At 57.6% G+C, this 18,839-nt stretch carries 18 protein-coding genes; 6 read left to right on the top strand and 12 right to left on the bottom strand.

Annotated elements, in window-relative coordinates; genetic code table 11:
- Positions 1-7 precede the first annotated feature (7 nt).
- The gene (locus EKM04_RS00090) at positions 8-961 is read right to left on the bottom strand and encodes a substrate-binding domain-containing protein (protein WP_183894510.1); all 954 of its coding nucleotides are present in this window, start codon (positions 959-961) and stop codon (positions 8-10) included.
- A 99-nt stretch (positions 962-1,060) separates the two neighbouring features.
- Between EKM04_RS00090 and EKM04_RS00085 the strand changes: the two genes are divergently transcribed.
- On the top strand, positions 1,061-2,386 hold the full coding sequence (locus tag EKM04_RS00085; protein ID WP_183894508.1) for an aminotransferase-like domain-containing protein: 1,326 nt from the start codon (positions 1,061-1,063) through the stop codon (positions 2,384-2,386).
- A 26-nt stretch (positions 2,387-2,412) separates the two neighbouring features.
- On the opposite strand, the gene EKM04_RS00080 is transcribed toward EKM04_RS00085, so the two are convergent.
- From EKM04_RS00080 to EKM04_RS00070, 3 genes are read right to left on the bottom strand one after another with little or no spacing between them, the layout of a single operon-like run.
- On the bottom strand, positions 2,413-3,639 hold the full coding sequence (locus EKM04_RS00080) for an amidohydrolase family protein (RefSeq protein WP_183895061.1): 1,227 nt from the start codon (positions 3,637-3,639) through the stop codon (positions 2,413-2,415).
- Between the two features lie 7 nt (positions 3,640-3,646).
- Positions 3,647-5,212, bottom strand: coding sequence for a gamma-glutamyltransferase family protein (locus tag EKM04_RS00075; RefSeq protein WP_234910891.1), 1,566 nt, complete (start codon positions 5,210-5,212; stop codon positions 3,647-3,649).
- An 8-nt stretch (positions 5,213-5,220) separates the two neighbouring features.
- Entirely contained in the window at positions 5,221-5,910 is a 690-nt protein-coding gene (locus EKM04_RS00070; protein WP_174155946.1) for a GntR family transcriptional regulator, read from the bottom strand.
- A gap of 151 nt (positions 5,911-6,061) precedes the next feature.
- Between EKM04_RS00070 and EKM04_RS00065 the strand changes: the two genes are divergently transcribed.
- From EKM04_RS00065 to EKM04_RS00055, 3 genes are all read left to right on the top strand, one after another.
- Positions 6,062-7,255, top strand: coding sequence for an amidohydrolase family protein (locus tag EKM04_RS00065; protein WP_183894506.1), 1,194 nt, complete (start codon positions 6,062-6,064; stop codon positions 7,253-7,255).
- Positions 7,256-7,315: 60 nt separating this feature from the next.
- The gene (rsgA, locus tag EKM04_RS00060) at positions 7,316-8,380 is read left to right on the top strand and encodes a ribosome small subunit-dependent GTPase A (protein ID WP_183894504.1); all 1,065 of its coding nucleotides are present in this window, start codon (positions 7,316-7,318) and stop codon (positions 8,378-8,380) included.
- Positions 8,381-8,506: 126 nt separating this feature from the next.
- Positions 8,507-9,109 (top strand): YcxB family protein, encoded by a 603-nt coding sequence (locus tag EKM04_RS00055; RefSeq protein ID WP_183894502.1) that lies wholly within the window; start codon positions 8,507-8,509, stop codon positions 9,107-9,109.
- Positions 9,110-9,217: 108 nt separating this feature from the next.
- On the opposite strand, the gene EKM04_RS00050 is transcribed toward EKM04_RS00055, so the two are convergent.
- Positions 9,218-10,309: an NADH:flavin oxidoreductase/NADH oxidase gene (locus tag EKM04_RS00050; protein ID WP_183894500.1), complete on the bottom strand. Its 1,092-nt coding sequence runs from the start codon at positions 10,307-10,309 to the stop codon at positions 9,218-9,220.
- 99 nt (positions 10,310-10,408) lie between these two features.
- Here EKM04_RS00050 and EKM04_RS00045 point away from each other — a divergent pair, with 99 nt between their 5' ends.
- Positions 10,409-10,720 carry an ArsR/SmtB family transcription factor gene (locus EKM04_RS00045; RefSeq protein ID WP_174155941.1) on the top strand — a complete coding sequence of 104 codons (312 nt, stop codon included), beginning with the start codon at positions 10,409-10,411 and terminating at the stop codon, positions 10,718-10,720.
- A 22-nt stretch (positions 10,721-10,742) separates the two neighbouring features.
- On the opposite strand, the gene EKM04_RS00040 is transcribed toward EKM04_RS00045, so the two are convergent.
- The 6 genes from EKM04_RS00040 to EKM04_RS00015 form a co-directional block, all read right to left on the bottom strand.
- Complete coding sequence (locus EKM04_RS00040; protein ID WP_174155940.1) at positions 10,743-10,967, bottom strand: hypothetical protein; 225 nt, start codon at positions 10,965-10,967, stop codon at positions 10,743-10,745.
- 90 nt (positions 10,968-11,057) lie between these two features.
- Entirely contained in the window at positions 11,058-12,683 is a 1,626-nt protein-coding gene (locus tag EKM04_RS00035) for an FGGY-family carbohydrate kinase (protein ID WP_183894498.1), read from the bottom strand.
- Between the two features lie 50 nt (positions 12,684-12,733).
- The gene (locus tag EKM04_RS00030; protein WP_183894496.1) at positions 12,734-13,462 is read right to left on the bottom strand and encodes an SDR family oxidoreductase; all 729 of its coding nucleotides are present in this window, start codon (positions 13,460-13,462) and stop codon (positions 12,734-12,736) included.
- Between the two features lie 21 nt (positions 13,463-13,483).
- Positions 13,484-14,746, bottom strand: a complete 1,263-nt coding sequence (locus tag EKM04_RS00025) for a sugar ABC transporter permease (RefSeq protein WP_183894494.1) — start codon at positions 14,744-14,746, stop codon at positions 13,484-13,486.
- A complete protein-coding gene (locus tag EKM04_RS00020) occupies positions 14,743-15,561 on the bottom strand; it encodes an ATP-binding cassette domain-containing protein (RefSeq protein ID WP_183894492.1) in 819 nt (272 codons plus the stop codon). The genes EKM04_RS00025 and EKM04_RS00020 overlap by 4 nt, the downstream gene beginning before the upstream one ends.
- A 74-nt stretch (positions 15,562-15,635) precedes the next feature.
- Positions 15,636-16,673, bottom strand: coding sequence for an ABC transporter substrate-binding protein (locus EKM04_RS00015; protein WP_412762956.1), 1,038 nt, complete (start codon positions 16,671-16,673; stop codon positions 15,636-15,638).
- Between the two features lie 286 nt (positions 16,674-16,959).
- On the opposite strand from EKM04_RS00015, the gene EKM04_RS00010 reads away from it, so the two are divergent.
- Positions 16,960-17,985: a LacI family DNA-binding transcriptional regulator gene (locus tag EKM04_RS00010; protein ID WP_183894488.1), complete on the top strand. Its 1,026-nt coding sequence runs from the start codon at positions 16,960-16,962 to the stop codon at positions 17,983-17,985.
- Positions 17,986-18,075: 90 nt separating this feature from the next.
- Here EKM04_RS00010 and EKM04_RS00005 read toward each other — a convergent pair.
- Positions 18,076-18,839 (bottom strand): IS256 family transposase (locus EKM04_RS00005; RefSeq protein ID WP_252094029.1); only part of this gene is annotated, 764 nt, incomplete at its 5' end.

Raw genomic sequence — 18,839 nt, 5'->3', positions numbered from 1 at the left:
TCGATATCTATGCAAATTTCGGAAAGAGATCGGCGGGCGACAGGCGCCGAGGCAGAATTTTCTGCTCGTATAGCTCTTCTGCGAAATCAGAAATCATTGCCTCATTCGCGGCCATCCCGCTCTTGTTCCAGCCCGTTGGCAGATCAGCAGCGCAGCGGCTCAATTCATCGATCATCCATGGCGTCGTATCGGCATATTTTTCACGTTTCGCCAACCAGATACGCTGGGACTCGTCGATCATATGGCTGAGTTCATCCATGACCCATGGATTGTCCACAACGATGCCCGCCTTGATCCCGATCAGATGCATGCCCGGGACATAACCGACATCGTTTAGATAAGCGATTTCGGACGCGCGATAATCGGCCAGCACCTGACGGAACGGCGATGCCTTGTCAAAAAAACCTTCTGGCATAAAGGGCGTAAAAATCGCGTCAAGGCCGCCCTCACGAAGAAGCTCCACCATCGGGCGCTCTGCGGGGACAGCCTCAATCCGCCCTTGTCGACAAAAGCCATCGAGCCGGTCGGTAATCGGATGCGCTTCGGTCAGGCGACCTGCATACCACATGGCGTCTTCCACGCCGACACCTTCGCGACGAACCGCCGCGCGCGTCCACGTGTTGCCAGAATCCCGCCAGCCCGTAACGCCGATTTTTTTACCTGCCAGATCACTCAAACGGTGAACTGAACTCTCTTTCGTCGTGATGATACAGCGGTGACGAAAACCCCGCATGATGAAATTCGGCAGGCCGATGACATGATCCTCGCCATCATGGCGCATCTGCGCATAACGGCTGAACGACATTTCGGCGGCATCGTGGCGCTCGTCGGTCGCAAGGTTGGAGACCAGCGTACCAACGCGGTCCACTTCGACCTTAAGGCGGAAAGACGAAACATCGCCCAGAACCAGCGGCGTCATATAGTCCCAGTCACGCAATGCGAGACGAATTTTCAACGGCATTTTCAAGCTCACGGTTTCTTTCACCAGACCGAAATTAAATGTTCATTTGATAGATCACAAATGTTATTTTGTTATTGAACATTTAAAGGTGACTGAAAAATGAGCGACATCATTTCTGCTGCTTGGTTTGCTGAAAAAATAACCAATCGCACGAAACGCGGAATAGCGATGGAAACCAGTGCCTTGGTGCGCGCTGGTGTCCTTCCTTTGGGCGTTCGCTTACCGGCCATTCGCGATATTGCCTATGAACTCGGCGTAAGTCCTGCCACGGTTTCAGAAGCATGGAGTGAGCTGCGTCAACAGAAAATCATCACCGGGCGGGGGCGAAACGGTACGTGGGTATGCGGCGAGCGCTTTGTTGCCAAGCCGGAACGGCTCGCAAGTTCCGGCAACTACGGAGCAGGCTCTATCGACCTGACACTCGCGGTTCCCGATCCTGCGCTCCTTCCTGAACTGGCCCAGGCAATGGCGCACGGGGCATCGGCAACGGGAACCAACAGTTATGAGCGCAGCCGGATCGTGCCCGAATTACGGGAAGCCGCCGAAAAAACATGGCCCTATGCAGCCGAGGCATTTTTGGCCACGAACGGCGGATACAACGCGATTTACACCCTCTTGCACGCACTGGTGCGACCAGGCTCTGCGGTGGCGATCGAACACCCTACCGCGATGCGACTGCTGGATATCCTTGAGGATATCGGCGTGGTTATCCTGCCTGTTCAATGCGATGAACAAGGCCCCCTGCCATGGTCGCTGCAGGAGGCGATGGCGCACCGGCCAGCGGCCTTTCTCTTTCAGCCGAGAATTCACTCCGTCACCGGCAGGTCAGTGAGTGTAGAACGCTTCGGCGCTCTTGGCGACATTCTGGAAGGGTCCGGCACGTTGATCGTGGAGGATGACGGAACGGCCGATCTTTCGCCCGACGCGCCACGGTCACTGGGAGGGCGGTTTCCTGACAGGACGATCCACATCGTATCCTATTCCAAAACGCTGAGCCCAGATCTGCGGCTGGCGATTTTATCCAGCACAGCCGAAATCATCGGGCAGATCCAGTCATACAGAAGCTTCAGTTCGGGCTGGACCAGCCGCATCTTGCAAGGCGCGACCGCATGGTTGTTGAACCAGCCATCGACATGGGAGACAATTGCGCGCGCCCGCGAGCACTATCGTGAGCGCTGCACCGGGCTTGCAGCTGCCCTTCGAGCACGGGGCGTCAATGTCGAGAATGGGAGTGGCCTTGCACTATGGATTCCCGTTGAGTCCGAGCCCTTTGCTCTGGTGACGTTGGCTGCCAGGCGGATCGCGGTTAATCCAGGCTCGAAATTTTCAATCCTGCCCAGCCACCATATACGCGTGGCGACTAGCATGTTAACGGATCAGCGTGACGCTGTTGCCGATGCGATTGCCTTGGCTCACAAGCTTTAAGCCGACAGACCGCAAACCCAGCGCCTTCACACTTCAAAGATCTCAGGAAGAGCGCGGACGAAGGTCTTTTTACCCCCCTTCCACCCGGCAAGCGTCGGCGCGATAGATCGGATTGCGGTTCGATGATCATGAGCGTCAAGAATGACGATATCGGCAGGGGCACCCACGACCAAACCGTAATCAGCCCGCATGAGAGCCGAGGCGCGTGCGCTCACCATGGCAAAGACATCGTCGATATCCTGATCACGGGAAAGCTGTGCGATATTGGCGTAAAGATTTGCCATGCGTGCCAGTGACGTGTCACCAAATGGGGTGAAGGGGTTGAGAATGTTGTTTGTGGCGATGGCTGCCTGTACCCCGTCGGCCAGAAACAGATGCGCGGGCGTGACGCCACGCGGAATGTTCGACTGACGATCTCGCCCCATCAAGAAAAGATCCGTCGCGGGCAGAACCGTGACGGCAATGCCGGCAGCGGCGATGTTGCGTGCGATGACCGAACGCGCCACCGGATCGAGCGCAGAAAGGTTGGTGACATGGCCGACCGTCACGCGGCCACCGTAGTTGTGCGCGTGTGTCGCTTCGATAACGGCTGGCAAGTCGGTCTTTGCCGGATCGAGGCTGAAATCCAGGTGAAAATCCACATCCACGTTATGTTTTTTGGCCAGCGCAAAAATCCGTCTTATGTGCTCATCCGGTCGCGGATCGGTATAGGGACAACCGCCGATAAGATCGGCACCGGTGCGCAATGCCTCGTCCAGCATCTGCTCCGTTTCAGGCTCCTGCGTCAGGCCTTCCTGGGCAAAGGCACAAATCTGGATATCAATCGCGAACGAGAACCGCTCTCGAACGCGCTTTATAGCCTCGAATGAGCGCATGCCGGCGCGAGGGTCGATCTCTACAAAACTCCGCATGCGCGTCGTGCCGTGAACGATGGCCTGGCGGACGACGGACGACGCGCGGTCGAAAACATCTTCTTCGGAAAATCCGCTTTTGGCTTTTGCCGTTTCGCGCACAGCTTCTTCCAATGTCCCGGCGCAGATTGTGCAGCGTTCCAGAATGCAAGCCTTGTCGAGATGGACATGCGCGTCAACGAAGCCGGGAAATGCAACATGTCCTTCTACATGTTCCTCAGCGACGGCATCGCACCTCATATGGGCGCCAATTGCCGCGATGCGGCCACCCTTGACCGCGATATCCACGGGACGCGGCTTGTCGATCAGTTGCGCATTTCGAAAAACGAGATCAAACACCATTTCAGCCTCAAATACCGATTGCACAGCCGTCGCTGCGGGGATCATGCGCGCCATCGATCCTGCCATCACCGTCCATTCGGATCGCTCCCGCCTGCCCGGCCAGCGCATTGAGCGCAGGTATGGCGATGGTTTCATGGCCCATCGCATGCAATGTCGCGATGATATCGGCGCCCACGGACGCCTCTATTTTGAGATTGTCTCTGACATCGGAAAAGGTTCGCCCGAGCAAAAACCGGGGTGTGGAGAGTGCAGAAAGCGGATCGAAACCATGGTCGATCAACCGGCTCAACAGCAACGCCAATGTCTGCGGCTGTCCATCCGCGCCTTGGGTGCCATACAGAAGATGCGGCTTGCCGTCTTTCAAGCCGATGCCGGGGTTGAGCGTATAGAACGGCCTTTTCCCCGGTGCCAGACCGTTCGGGCTCACAGGATCGACACTGAACGCTGCGCCGCGATTTTGCCAAAGGATGCCCGTGTCCTCCAGCAATACGCCACTTCCCCAATCATAATAGGTGCTTTGCAAGACACTGGCGCATCGTCCTTCGTTATCGACAGCCGCAAGGTAAACCGTATCGCCGGTTTGATGAACAGCAGGCCAGGGCTGGGCAATTCCACGGTCGATTGCTGCGGCCTTGCGCGAAAGAACGGCTTCGCTCAACCAGTCACAGCAAGCCTGCGCCACGAAATCCGGGTCGGCAATCGCGCCTCGTTCAAGAAAGGCCTGCTTCACCGCTTCGATGCAAAGATGATAGAACTGCGCAGATGACGGATCGATATCGGCCATATCGAAATTCGACAGGACGCCCATGATGCAAAGCGTCGTTACCCCTTGAGATGGTGGCGGTGGCGCCAGAAGTTCGATGCCGCGATAGACCGTAGACACGGGATCGACCATCTGCGCGGTCGTCCTTTGCAGGTCGTGCAAACGGATCGGGCTGCCCGCGGCCTCCAGACCGTTTGCAATGCGTCGGGCGAGCTTGCCATCGTAAAATTCGCGGTGCCCGTAAAGGGCGATCCGTTGCAAGGTCGATGCCAATTGTGGCTGACGCTGAATGCCTTCGGTGACAAAATGAGCCTCGAAACCCGGCCAGCCGGTAATTTCATTGGCCCGAAATTCATGCCAATGCTTCTGCGACCGGCTGACCGGAAAACCATCCTCAGCCAGCTCAATCGCGTCGGCCAGCAGCGTCGCCAAACTCTCCAATCCTTGCCAATTCTCGCAAGAATACTGCAAGGCTTTTCCCCAACTGTCGACCAAGGCCGCCGTTGTCAGTGCAGATAACGGTCCGCGTTGCGGTATCGCGTCTAAGACAGGGAGATGCTGCGCCGCCTGACCTACCCCCATGATCGTCTTTCGCCGACCGGTCCTGTCCGCCACGATCCATATCGCGTCGCCGCCCAGCCCGCAAAAATGCGGATAGAGAACGGTGAGCGCCGCCCCCGCCGCAATCACCGCCTCGATCGCCGTGCCGCCCCGACGCAAGACCTTCGCACCCGCTTCACTCGCCACGTCGTGCGGAGACGTGACCATGCCGTTGTTCGAGCGGGCCACGGAATGTCCAGACTGACGCATGGATGCTCCTAATCGGCCAGCGACATATAGCGGCTGAGAATTGCGGTTATGTCCAAACCATGATCCTTGTCGTCCACCGTGGCTCTATCCTCAACCGCATGCAGGTGATGATCCATGATGCTGACAGCAGCTTCCGGATCTTGGTTTTTCAATGCCTCGATCAACTGGATATGCTCATCAATGCCGCATTCGGCAGAATGTGGACGACCAAAACGGGCGAGAATCAATGAGGAGCGCGAAACGACCTGGCTGATGAAATCAATCAGCAGCTTGGAGCCCGTCAACTCGGCAAGAAGAATGTGAAACTCGCCTGCCAAACGGATAGACCGTGGAGATGATGCCTGTAGCGCGCGCTCTTCCTCACGCACGTGGCTGACGAGGGCATCAATCCCATCTCTCGGCATGCGCATGCACAGGCGGCTGATAACCTCACGCTCAAGACAGCGCCTCAGGGCAAAAACCTCTTGCGCCTCTTCCAGGGCGGGCATCGCAACCGCCGCGCCTCGATTGGGCTTGATCTCAACCAGACCATCGGAAGCGAGACGCAGAAGTGCATTACGAGCACTTGTCCGGCTGACACCAAACGTGTCGCCGATGGAATCCTCAGGCAGCTTCGTTCCTGGCTTCAAAGCCTGCTCAAGAATGGCGCGACGCAGAGACACATAGATCGCATCGCTTCTGCTGAGGTTTATCGACATCCATCCGGTCCAGCGCATCATTGCAACAAATTGCTGTTTGACACAGATATCGCATGTAATCCACGAAAATTATTGCATGCAATATATATTGATCTTGCGTGCATATCTATTTAGCCTGCTCCTGCGAAATAGAATTCCGGAGCCGATACAGATGACGAAAACAGTCTTTACCAACGCCAGACTGGCCGATGGCATGTCATACGACATCGGCGTCGATAACGGACGAATCGTCTCGATCGATCCTGCCGGATTGAAGGCAGCATTGGAGCCGACCGTCGATCTCGCGGGAGAACTGCTGGTTCCCGGTTTTGTGGAAGGGCATATTCATCTCGACACCAGCTTTTACGGCGACACCTGGATACCGCATCGTCCCTGTACCAATGGTTTTGACGTCCATGAGCGGGTCGCCTTCCAGGCACAGAATATGGCCGTGGCGGCGCCGATGGACAGACGCGCCCGTGATCAGCTTGATCTTTGCATCGGCAACGGGACGCTTCATATGCGCAGCCATGTCATGGTGGATGGCTCGGTCGGGCTGAAATCGCTGGAAACCATTCTGGCAGTTCGTGACGACTATAAAAATCTTATCGATATCCAGATCGTTGCCTTTCCCCAAAGCGGAATTCTGAAAAGCCTGGGCACACCGGCATTGCTGGATGAGGCAATTACCCTCGGTGCGGACCTCGTCGGCGGTCTCGACCCGGCAAGTTTCGACCGGGACGTGAATGGCCATCTCGATGTCGTCTTCGGCGTTGCCGAAAAACATGGCGTGGATATCGATATCCATCTGCATGATGCCGGAAGTATGGGTGCTTTCACGATCGAGGAAATTTGCGCCCGGACGGTGGTCCTTGGCATGCAGGGACATGTGGCCATCAGCCATGCCTACGGGCTGGGCGATCTGCAACAGGACGCTGCCCGCAAGATTGCCGCTACGATTGCGAAAAGCGGTGTATCGATCATGACGAACGCGCCCGGCAATCACAGTTTTCCGCCGGTCGCGTTGTTGCGCCAGGAAGGTGTCACGGTTTTCAGTGGCAATGACAATATTCGCGATTCATGGTGGCCCTATGGTGATGGCGATATGTTGCATCGCGCCGAAATCATCGGTTACCGCTCTGGCTTCTACACGGATGAAGAATTGAAAGCGGCATTCGAGATCGTTACCAGCGAAAGCGCAAAAGCTCTCCGGATAGAGGAATACGGTATCTACGTTGGCGCGAAGGCCGATTTCGTCACGCTCGCGGCTGGAAATATCCCGGAAGCGGTCGTTTCCTTTCCGAGGGGCCGCAAAGTGTTCAAGGCTGGCAAGCTGGTTGCCGAGGGCAACCAGGTCATCCGGTAACGGCAACAGTCTGTGGCGATGACGCTGGTTTCAGTATAGAACGCAGTCTCAAACCACAGAATGGCGGCGCGCTATCGCGTGTCCGCGACCGAGGATCACCATTTGGCCCCTTCGAGCCCGACATTATCGCTCAACATGCTGGGCTGGTCCGATTTTTTTGCGGATCAGGTCAAGCCGGGCGAGACGCATCTCGTGCCTGCGCGTGTGGCGTCGGTGCACCGCGCGCGTATCGACGCGATCAATGTCGAAGGCCCCGTCGACCTTGAGCTTCCTCCCAATTCCAACACTGCGGACTTTGCGGTTGGCGACTGGGTGCTCGCCGATCCCGTCACGGGCATCCTCACCGTCCGCCTGGAGCGAAAAACCGTATTTCAACGACGTCTGGAAGGTGGGCACGGGCACCAGCTTGCTGCGGCCAATGTCGATACTCTGCTGATTGTCACATCATGTAACGCCGACTTCAACCTCTCAAGGCTGGAGCGCTATCTCATCATGGCCAATCAGGCCGAAACAAACCCTGTGATCGTTCTGACCAAGGCCGACACGACGGATGAGGCAAGCGCATTCGAACAGCAGGCGAAGACGCTTCAGCGTGACCTGCCCGTCGTGGTCTTGAATGCACGTTCAGCCGATGCGGTTTCTCTGTTGCAACCATGGTGTGGCGCTGGCCAGACCGTGGCACTGGTCGGCTCGTCAGGCGTTGGAAAATCAACGCTGGTCAACACTCTCTCCGGCCTTGGTCCCGAGGCGGCGCAAAAAACCGGCACCATCCGCGAACAGGACGCAAAAGGCCGGCATACGACGACGGCACGGTCTCTTCATGCCATGTCCGGAGGCGGCTGGATCATCGATACCCCTGGCATCAGAACACTCTTTGTCAGTGATGCGAGCGACGGGATCCACACGCTGTTTGCCGAGATCACCGAACTCGCACCGCTCTGCCGATTTCGTGATTGCACCCACGCCCACGAACCCGGATGTGCCGTTCAGGCAGCGGTCAAAAGCGGCGTGCTGGACAGCGCGCGCGTGGCGCGCTGGCGCAGCCTGCTTACCGAAAACCGCGAGAGAACGCCTGTTGCCAGCGGGCCGAAGGGCAACAAGACGTTTAAGAAGAAGAAATACTGATAACGCAGCGTGAACAGTTGGCAAACATCAAAATATCAGGCCACAGAACCATGCCCCAGACACCAACAACGTTTGTAACCTTGCGCTTCAGAAGACGCTGTAAACGGTTCGGCAGAGGAAGATCAGATGACCAAGCCAACAGTTCCTTCCATCTGGCGAACACCGATTGACCGATATTTTAAGAAGCACTTCGAACTGAGCTTGGAAGACCACCTTGCAGTCCGCTATGCACGAAAGGAGCCATTGCCTTTTGGCCGCTTTGCCGCGTTTTTGACACTGTGTACACTTTTTGCAGGACTGACGATGGCATTCAACTGGTGGAAAAGCGGAGAGCGATGGCTGGCGGTGACGATTGTTGCAGGCGCTATTGCCGCTGGACCGGCGCTCGCCTGGCTTCTTTATGGGTTTTTCCGCGATCTCTTTCGAGGTTTCTGGAAAGGCTTTCTCGGTTCTCGCGAAGCGATTGACATCCCGCTGGAGATGACGATCGACGCTGGTGGTGTTCTGGTTGTCATCCGGCAACAAAGTTGGTTCTGCCCTTGGCAAAGCCTTCAGAGTGTTGAGGAAGATGGAGAACGTTATTATTTCTGGACATCGAAAACACAAACGCACGTCTTGCCCAAACGTCTGTTCGATGATGCAGAGGCGGTGGAGTTCGCCTCGGCCCTACGCAAATGGTGGGGTCAAGAACCTATTTTTCCGCCCCGCCGAGGAGCGTCCAAAGCGTAGTCTGGCAGGCAAGAAGCCAAGCTTTTAGGGCAGAGCGGGGTCAGCAAATTCAGCCACCGCGGTTTCGCTGACGGCGGTGGCTGAGCTGATGTAAAGGGCTCTCGAGTATCAGGCTGTTCTGTAGCGTTCCAGCCAATGAGCGTATTGTGCGGGAAGTGTCCAGGACGGCTTGTCGACACCCAGTTCAAGCGCCGCTTGGTACGGCCAGTGGCTGTTGGCAAGAAGCGGGCGGCCAAGCGACACCATATCGACCATATCATCCGCGATCAGTGCGTCGGCCTGCTTTGGCTGGCTGATGAACCAACTGGTGGTGGCTGGAAGTCCAACTTCGCGCCGGACCCGTTGGGCAATCGGTGCCATGAAGGCAGGTCCCCAGGGAATATTCGCAGTCGGCGTCGAGAACCCGATGCTGACATCGATTATGTCCAGGCCACCGTCCTTGAAGCGGCGAACCATCTCGATGCCTTCTTCCAGGTCATCTGTTCCATCGAATTCCGTGACGCCGAAGCGGGCGGCGAGCGGGAGGTGCTCGGGCCAGACATCGCGAACGGCAGCAAGCGTTTCGAGCAGGAATCTGGCCCGCCCATCAAAGTTACCGCCGTAATTGTCGGTCCGCTTGTTGGACCAGGTCGAAAAGAAGTTCTGTCCGAGATAGCCATGCGCAAAGTGAAGCTCTAGCCATTCAAAGCCGGCCGCTAGCGCCCGCTTGGCAGCAGCCACGAAGTCTGCCTTGATGCGCTCGATATCGGCAATCGTCATGGCCTTTGGCACTTTGGGAAGATTTGCTCCAAACTCAATGTCTGAAGGCGCCAACGTTTCCCAGCCGCGCGGATCAGACGCAGCAATATGGTCATCACCTTCCCACGGGCGATTGGCGCTAGCCTTGCGGCCAGCGTGTCCGATCTGGATGCCGGGTACGGCACCTGCAGCCTTCATCAAGCCCACCGCCTTCTTCCAAGGCTCGATCTGCTCATCGCTCCAGATGCCAGCGCATCCGGGTGTGATACGGCCTTCAGGCGATACGGCTGTCGCCTCGGCAACCACCAAGCCTGCTCCGCCACGCGCAAGTCCGGCGAGATGAACATGATGCCAATCATTGACGACGCCGTCTTCGGCCGAATACTGGCACATTGGCGACACCACGATGCGATTTCTCAACGTCACGTCTTTGAGTGTGAAAGGGGTAAACAAGGATGACATGGTAGCTCCGACTGTTAACGAGACATCATCCTATAGAGCTTCGATAGTTCGAATACAATCGAACTTTCAAATAAGATTTTGTCGTGCTAGGGTTTTCTCATGCGCGCCATACCACATCCCGCCCTTAAAGACGTCACGCTTGCCCAAGTGCTCTACGCCCTCAGTGATCCCGTTAGATTGGGCGTGGTGCGCCAGCTTTCCCGTGAGGGACAAGCCACTTGCTCGGCACTGGATGGTGGCCGACCGAAATCCAGCATGTCTCACCACTTCAAAGTCTTGCGAGAGGGAGGTCTCGTCTTTACGCGCACGGATGGACCAGCGCATCTGAATGAACTGCGTCGCGACGAAATCAACGAGCGGTTTCCGGGTCTGCTGGACGCCGTGCTGGATGCAGCACGTCAGCAGGACTGAGACAAGACACAAAACATTCCTTCTAATCGGGGAGGTCTTTGAGCATCAACACACGGTTTCCAGGCGTGTAGGCAATCACCTTGTCCTGCTCCAGCGCATTCAGGACGCCGATGATCTCGGACTGCGAGAAACCCACCGCTTTCATTGGCGCGCTGATATCGTTTAGATTGATCGACACCTCAGGGGCGGCCTTTAGATTACGCAGGCGGCCAATCAGGACTTCTTCGGTTTCTGAAAATCTGCTCATGCCGGATTATAAGCGTGTTTCGATCGGATTGTCTTCAGGACGAACATCCACACGCAAACTATGCACGACATCATGTCGACCAGCGTCAGTTCAGGCTTCCCGAGACGCTCGGGCTAAATCCTGAAATGCCGTAAACGCGGCATAACGCTTGTCATGGATGTCGGCCAAAGCCCCTTCGACAGGTGTGTAGACACGTGCCACACGGCAGAGATTCGTCATCGCCGAACGCATATCGGTGAAGGCACCGCTGGCAACAGCGCCAAGAATGGCGGAACCGAGCAGGACCGGCTCGTCCGAAACCGTCGCCACCACCGGCTTACCACAGGCATCGGCCAGAATTTGGCGAACGAGATCATGCTGACCGGCACCACCGCTGACGACCACTCGCTCGATATCAGCCCCGGCATTCTTCTGGACGTCTATGATTTGCCGCAGGCCATAGCCGATGCCGCAGAGACCGGCGACATAAAGCGCAACGAGACTGTCGAAGTCACGCTCCATCCCAAGGCCAACGATGACGGCCCGCGCATGGGGATCGGCAAAGGGCGCACGGTTGCCGAGAAACTCGGGAACGACGTGCAGACCCGTGGCAAGGCGAATGACTTCGGAGGCGTTGCCATAGGTTGCAGCAGCATCGGCAATCAGCACCGGCAATGGCACACCTTGGGCGAAAGCCCGTGCCTGGGCATCTGCCGCTGCCGGATGGAAGGACAGCAATTGGTCGATTGCGGCACCCGCAGCACTCTGACCGCCTTCGTTGAGCCACATGCCGGGGACCATGGCGGAGAAATACGGCCCCCATACTCCTGGCACGAAGACCGGCTCGATTGTGGATGTCATGGTGCAGGAAGACGTGCCGAAGACATAGGCAAGATTGGACTGCGGGCCGCTGCCAACACCGGCCGTCCCAATACCACCGGCATGGGCATCGATCATGCCGGCGGCAACAGCAGTGTTTGGTTTTAGCCCCATGGCGTTCGCCGCCTCCGGCGTCAAACCTGTCCCGAGCGGCGTGCCCGGCTCCACGATCGTGGTGCCGATCCGGGAAAACCCTTCATCCGCCAGGACGCCAAGACCGATCTTTTGAAAATAGCTCGGGTCCCATTTCCCCTCATGCGCCAGATAGGTCCACTTGCAGGTTACGGTGCAGGTCGAGCGCGCGAGATCGCCAGTCGCCTTCCAGGTCAGGAAGTCAGCGAGATCGAAGAACTGCCATGCAGCCTCAAATGTCTTCGGGTGGTTTTCCTTCAGCCAAAGAATTTTCGGCGTTTCCATTTCCGGCGAAATGCGCCCGCCAACATACCGCAACACCTCATGCCCCAGATCGTTGATCCGCTCTGCTTGCGAAACGGCACGATGATCCATCCACACGATAATATCGCGGCTGTTATCGCCCGACGACCCCACTGGCAGCGGCCGCCCTCCCTCGCCAAGCACCACCAACGAGCAGGTTGCATCGAAGCCAAGGCCAATAATCTTCGCCGGATCGACGCCACTCTTGCTGACCACCGCCCGCACGACGGTACAGACGGCATCCCATATCTCCGTGCTGGACTGCTCGACGATCGCGCCGGTCTCACGAAACAGCGAGATATCCTGCTTGACCGATGCCAGCAGATGGCCATCCAGATCGAAAAGGCCAGCCCGCGCGCTTCCAGTACCGACATCGATACCGATGAGGTAGCCCGACACGGTCGTGTTCGCTGCTTTGTTCATTGTACTTGGCTCTTGAAAGTCTTGGGGTCAAAAATGGCCGCTGACATCGATCAGAGATCGACACTGTTGGGCAGGATGACGAGATCGCGGATGGTTATGTTACGCGGTCGTGACAACATGAAGAGAACAGCGTCTGCCACTTCCTTCGGCTGCATCAAGCTGCCATTGGCAAGTGCATCGTCCAGCTTGGCTTTCGGCCAATCATCAATCAGCGCCGTCACCACCGGTCCGGGCAGCACCGCGCCAACGCGCACGCCATGGGGTGCGACCTGGCGACGGGTGGAGTGCACGAAAGCCTGAACTGCGAACTTCGATGCCGTGTAGATGGGCTCCCAGACGACCGGAACCACTCCGGCGATCGAACTGGTGAACAGAATATCGCCCGACTTCTGGGCAATCATATGCGCAAGCACGGCGTGCACGGAGCGGAAAGCAGCGTTGATGTTGAGGTTCAGCATCCGGTCCCAGGCATCCGGGTCTCCTTCAGCCACCGCCCCGCCGACATACGCACCGGCGTTGGCGTGGAAAATGTCGAGTCCACCAGCGACTTCCAGAATACGCGGCAACATGCCAGAGACCTCAGGTCCGTTCAGCAGGTCGACGACCAAAGGCTTGGCATTTTCTCCGAGTTCGGCACACAGAGCCTCCAGTTTGTCCTTGGCGCGGTCGATCAACACGACGGTTGCACCTTCGGCCAGCAGCGTGCGGGCGCATTCCAGGCCGATGCCCGATGCGGCACCTGTTATAGCGGCAATCTTGCCCTTCATGAGTTCAGTCATCAGTTTTCCTCCAAGATGGTCCTAGGCACGGCCATGGCTGACGCGGGATTGACGCGCCAGCGAATCGACGATGACCGCGATGGCGAGCACAGCGCCGGTGATCATGTAGCGCAGCGATGAATTGAGATTGAGAAGGGTCAGACCATTCGAGATTGCCTGGATGACAATGATGCCAAGCAAAGCCGAATATGCGCTGCCACGGCCACCGAACAGGCTGGTACCGCCGATCACGGCCGCGGCGATCGCATTGAGATTGACGTCGCCGGTTCCGGCTTGCTGGCTTGCCGAAGCCAGACGCGACGCCGACAACACCCCGCCCAGCGCCCCGAGCGTCGAGCATAGCATGAAGGCGCTCATATAAATCCGGCGGACATTGATACCCGAGCGGCGCGCCGCTTCTCTGTTCCCGCCGACGGCAAATATTGATCGACCCCACTGTGTCTTGGTCAGGGCATAGTTGAGAATGACGACCAATGCGACGAAAAGGCCGAACATGTAAGGCACGCCGCGACCCCGGTTCAGATAATAGACGGCGAATTCAAAGATCAACGTCAGCACGACCGCCTGGACGAAGAGGCTGCTCAACGGTTTGGCGGACAGATTGACCGACAGGCGACGCTGGCGAACGAGATAACCCGAGATCACCAGGACCAGACCGGGGATCAATGCCAGCAGATAGGACAGCCAATCCGGCATGACGAGGATCTGACCGAAGCGCACGAGTGGCGAGGCATAGGGCAGATTGATGCTGCCAGTCGGCCCGAGGATGTAGAGTTGCAAACCAAGCAAGGCGAGCAGACCGGCAAGCGTTGCCACGAAACTCGGCATGCCCAGCCGGTTGTACATGACCGAATACAAGGCACCGACCAGTGCACCGAACACCAGAGCTGCGAAAATCGCCACCGCGATCGGCAAACCGGTATTCACCCAGAGCACGCCTATGATGGCGGACGACAGGCCGCTCATCGAGCCGACAGACAGATCGATCTCTCCAAGCAACAGCACACAGACGATGCCAAGTGAGATAATCCCGACAGTGGCGCAGTCGAACAGCAGGTTTACGAGGTTGTTCGGCGCCAGAAACACCGGATTGAGAAGGCTGAAAACCGTCGAGATGACGATCAGGCCTATGGCAACCGGGAGCATTCCGAGATCCCCCGATCTGACCCGCGTGAAGAAACCGCGCACCATTCCCGAAATACCGTCGTCGTGCCGGACGCGGATATCACTGCGGTCGAGCGCAGATGCCTCGTTTGGTTTATCATTGGAGATGTTCTGGTTCATAGGGTGCTCCCGGTCGTTTCCGTTTGCTCGGCTTTGCGCTCATTGCGGCGTGAAACCGAGTTTTCGGTCGCTCCGGTGATGGATGCGACGAGTTCCTGGTTGGAGGCATCCGGTTCAAAGACGCCATTGTTGCGCCCAAGCCGCAGCACGACGATACGGTCGGCGACGGCGCGGACGTCTTCCATGTTGTGACTGATGATGATCACGCCCAGACCGCGATCGCGCACACGTTCGATCAGGTTCAGCACCTCGGCAGTCTGGGCAACACCCAAAGCCGCGGTCGGCTCGTCCAGCATGATGATTTTCGGGTCGAGCAGGAGCGAACGCGCGATCGCGACCGTCTGACGCTGGCCGCCCGAAAGTGAGGCGATCGGTTCGCGAACCGACGGAATACGCGCGGCCAGCTCTTTCAGAAGTGTCCATGCACGAACTTCCATGGCAACTTCGTCAAGGTTCCACGTCGATATTTCATGGCCGAGAAAGAGATTGGCCACCACATCGAGATTTTCGCAGAGCGCCAGATCCTGAAAGACCGTGGCGATACCGAGTTCGAGTGCGCGGCTTGGGCTATCGAGCGAGACCTGCTCACCACAAAATTCGATTGTCCCGGAGGTCGGCTGGTGAACACCAGCAAGGACCTTGACCAGAGTTGATTTTCCCGCGCCATTATCCCCCACAAGCGCAACCACCTCGCCGGCCCGCACATCCAGGTCGATATCGGTCAGTGCCGACACCGCACCAAATTTTTTCGAAATTTTGCTCAGTCTGAGAAGGGTACTTCCCTTCTTCGGGACGATTGTGTCCGATTGCACCATGAGATCAGGCTCTTTTCTGGTTCCGGATATGCCCGATCGGATACCGAGATCCGATCGGGCAACGTCAAACAGGTTTACTGTGTGATGCCGAGCTTCTTGCACCCGGCGAGGTATTCACCGGTGCAAACCTCCTCGACGGTTTGTATCTTCTTGTCGAAGATTTCAGCCTTGATGTTGTCGGCTGTGACAACGGCGGGAATGAAAAGTTCGGAAGGCGTATCGTAAAGCGAGGTTTTGGGCTCTGGCTTCTCACCTTTCAGAAACTGCACCGCCACTTTGGCCGCCGCCGCAGCCACGATTTCGGAAGGCTTGGAAATCGTATTGTACTGGTCGCCGGAAATGACGAGCTGCAACGCGGCGATGGTCGCATCATTGCCTGTCACCGGCGGCACCGGATTGACACCAGCGGCCTTGAAAGCGGCAATCGCACCGCCACCCGTGCCGTCATTGGCGGCAACGACGCCCTTGATGTCAGCACCGAAGCGGGTGATCTGGCCAGCTGCCCATTCCTGAGCCTTGGGGGGAGCCCATTCCGGCGTGTCATATTCGGCAAGCGTCTTGTAGCCCGAATCCTTCAGACCGAGATGCACGCCATCGCGGATCAGGCCAGCCGCCGCATCGGTGGGTGAGCCATTGATCTGGAGAACGCCTGCGCCCGCAGGAACCCCACTTGCCTTCAGATGCGCAACCAGCGACTTGGCGATTGCCTCGCCGATACCCTGATTGTCGAAGGAAACATAATAATCCGCTGGCTTAGCCGGGATCGGACGGTCATAGGCAATGACCTTGACCTCCTGCGACTGTGCAATTTCAACGAGAGCCGCGGCAGCCGCTGAATCGACCGGGTCCAACACGACGACCTTGGCGCCCTGGGCAATGACGGAGTTGAACTGCTGCTGCTGAAGAGCTGCATCGCCGTTGGCGTTCTGGTAGATCAGCGTGCATTTTTCGCAAAGCTTTGCCATCTCGGCCTTGAAGCCCGGGTAGTCGTGATTTTCATAGCGTGTCGATGCCTGATCCGGCATCAGAAACGCAACCGTCGCGGCCTCCTGAGCTTGCGCCGAACCAGAAAAAAGGGCAGCGGCAGCGGCCGCAACCGACACCATCATCATTGAACGAAGTTTCATAGTCTCCTCCTTAGAATTCAAAATTCGTGCCGAGACGCGTTCCGGTTTCACGCCAAGCCTTTTCCCTCTTCATTGATCATGACGCACGGCTTACTTGCCACGGCCAAAGCAGCACTTGCGCGACAATCTTCGTGGAAACTGACTTGAATGCCTCCCGGCCGACCCTCCACAGTCAACCCAATAACATCGATTGCGCAACCATGCTCAATCGATGAAGCAGATTGCTCCGTTCTCGGTTTGATGTCAAGCTGTGTTTGAAGTGGAGTCATTTGTGAATCAGCGTAGACCACCCAAGAAGACCACGATCTACGATTTGGCAGCACTGGCGGACACGTCAGCCAGTGCTGTGAGTGCGGTGCTCAACGGAAACTGGAAAAAGCGGCGGATCAGCAGCCAACTGGCGGAAAAGATCACGCAGATAGCTGAAGAGCAGGGTTACGCCCTCAACATGCAGGCCAGCCTGCTGCGCAGGGAAACGTCGAAGATCATCGGCATGATCGTGCCGAAATACGACAATCGCTATTTCGGATCGATTGTTGAGACATTCGAGAGCATGGCCCGCGAAAGGGGGCTTTTCCCAATCATTACCTGCACGCGACGCGACCCAGAACTTGAAGTCGAGGCGGCACGGACGATGCTCTCCTATCAGGTTGAATGGTTGATCTCGACCGGCGCAACTGACCCGGATCGCATCAGTGATCTGTGCACTGCCGCTGGCGCGCGCAGCCTCAATCTCGACTTGCCGGGAAAGAAGGCGCCGTCGATCATTTCCGATAATTTTTCAGGCGCGCGGGAACTGACGCGGCGCATTCTCGCCAACAGCAAACGCAGGCTGGGTGCTGCGCAACCCCTTCTCTTCATAGGGGGCCGCGGCAGCGATCACAACACGGCCGAGCGCGTGCGAGGATTTCGCGCCGCACACGACGATATTGGCATTCCCGTCGATGACAGCCATATTCTAGCCAGCGGCTACGCACCCGAAAAGGCCGAACATTCTCTTCGCGCACTGGCCGCTTCCGGTGATGCGCTCCCAGTTGGCATGTTCGTGAACTCGACCATCTCTCTGGAAGGTGTCATGCATTGGATCAAACGATCCGGCCACTACAAAGACCGGACGCCCGTCATAGGCTGCTTCGACTGGGACCCCTTCGCAGCGTTGTTGGGAGATGAGATCGAGATGGTACGACAAGACGTCCAGGGCATGTTGGACGCGGTGTTCAACGTAATAGACCACGGCACCACGGCTGACGGACTGATAGAAATCCCGCCCATATTCATTGATGCTGAGCAAAGGTAAAATGGGGTTGGTTTCCTGTCTTGGATCGTTTCCCAGGGCGTGGTGTAGCTTCGGCCATCGCCGTGCCTTCCGGACGGAGCCGGGAATGAATCAGCTTGCGGCTTGCAGGCTAATGAGTGGATCATCGCTCATTGTAGCGATTGTCTCAAGTGTCATGTAGCGGGATCGCTGAACGGCCCACTCGTCATTCTGCTCAAGAAGCAGCGCGCCGACGAGCCTGACGATGGCCTCGTCGTTGGGGAAGATACCGACGACCTCTGTGCGCCGCTTGATCTCGCCGTTGAGGCGTTCGATCGGGTGTGTTGAATGAAGCTTGGCCCAGTGCTGCTTGGGAAAGGTCATGTAGGCGAGCACGTCCTGCTCGGCACTGTCCATGAGATTGGTCAGTTTCGGCACCTTCGGCCTGATCTGGTCGGCGACATTGCGCCACTGGGTGCTTGCCGCCTCCGGCGTGTCCTGAGCGAAGGCCGTAGCAATGAAGGCGGAGACGACGCGCCGTCCGCTCTTTCCAGCATGGGCCAAGGCATCGCGCATGAAGTGGACCCTGCAGCGCTGCCAGGTGGCGCAGAGCACCTTCGATACTGCGGCTTTGATGCCCTCATGGGCGTCGGAGACGGCGAGCTTGACGCCACGCAGCCCCCGCCGGGCCAGTTTTCGAAGAAATTCGGTCCAGATCGCCTCGGCCTCGGACGTGCCGATCTCCATGCCGCGTACTTCGCGTCGGCCGTCGGTGTTGACGCCGACGGCGATGATGACTGCAACAGAGACGATGCGACCGCCGCGCCGGACCTTCAGGTCGGTGGCATCGATCCAGAGGTATGGCCACTCGCCCTCGATGGGACGGTCGAGGAAGG

It is taken from the genome of Rhizobium skierniewicense Ch11, from assembly GCF_023757665.1.
GTDB lineage: Bacteria > Pseudomonadota > Alphaproteobacteria > Rhizobiales > Rhizobiaceae > Agrobacterium > Agrobacterium skierniewicense.
The sequence above is the reverse complement of the archived record's forward strand: the minus strand, read 5'-3'. Positions and strand labels throughout refer to the sequence as shown.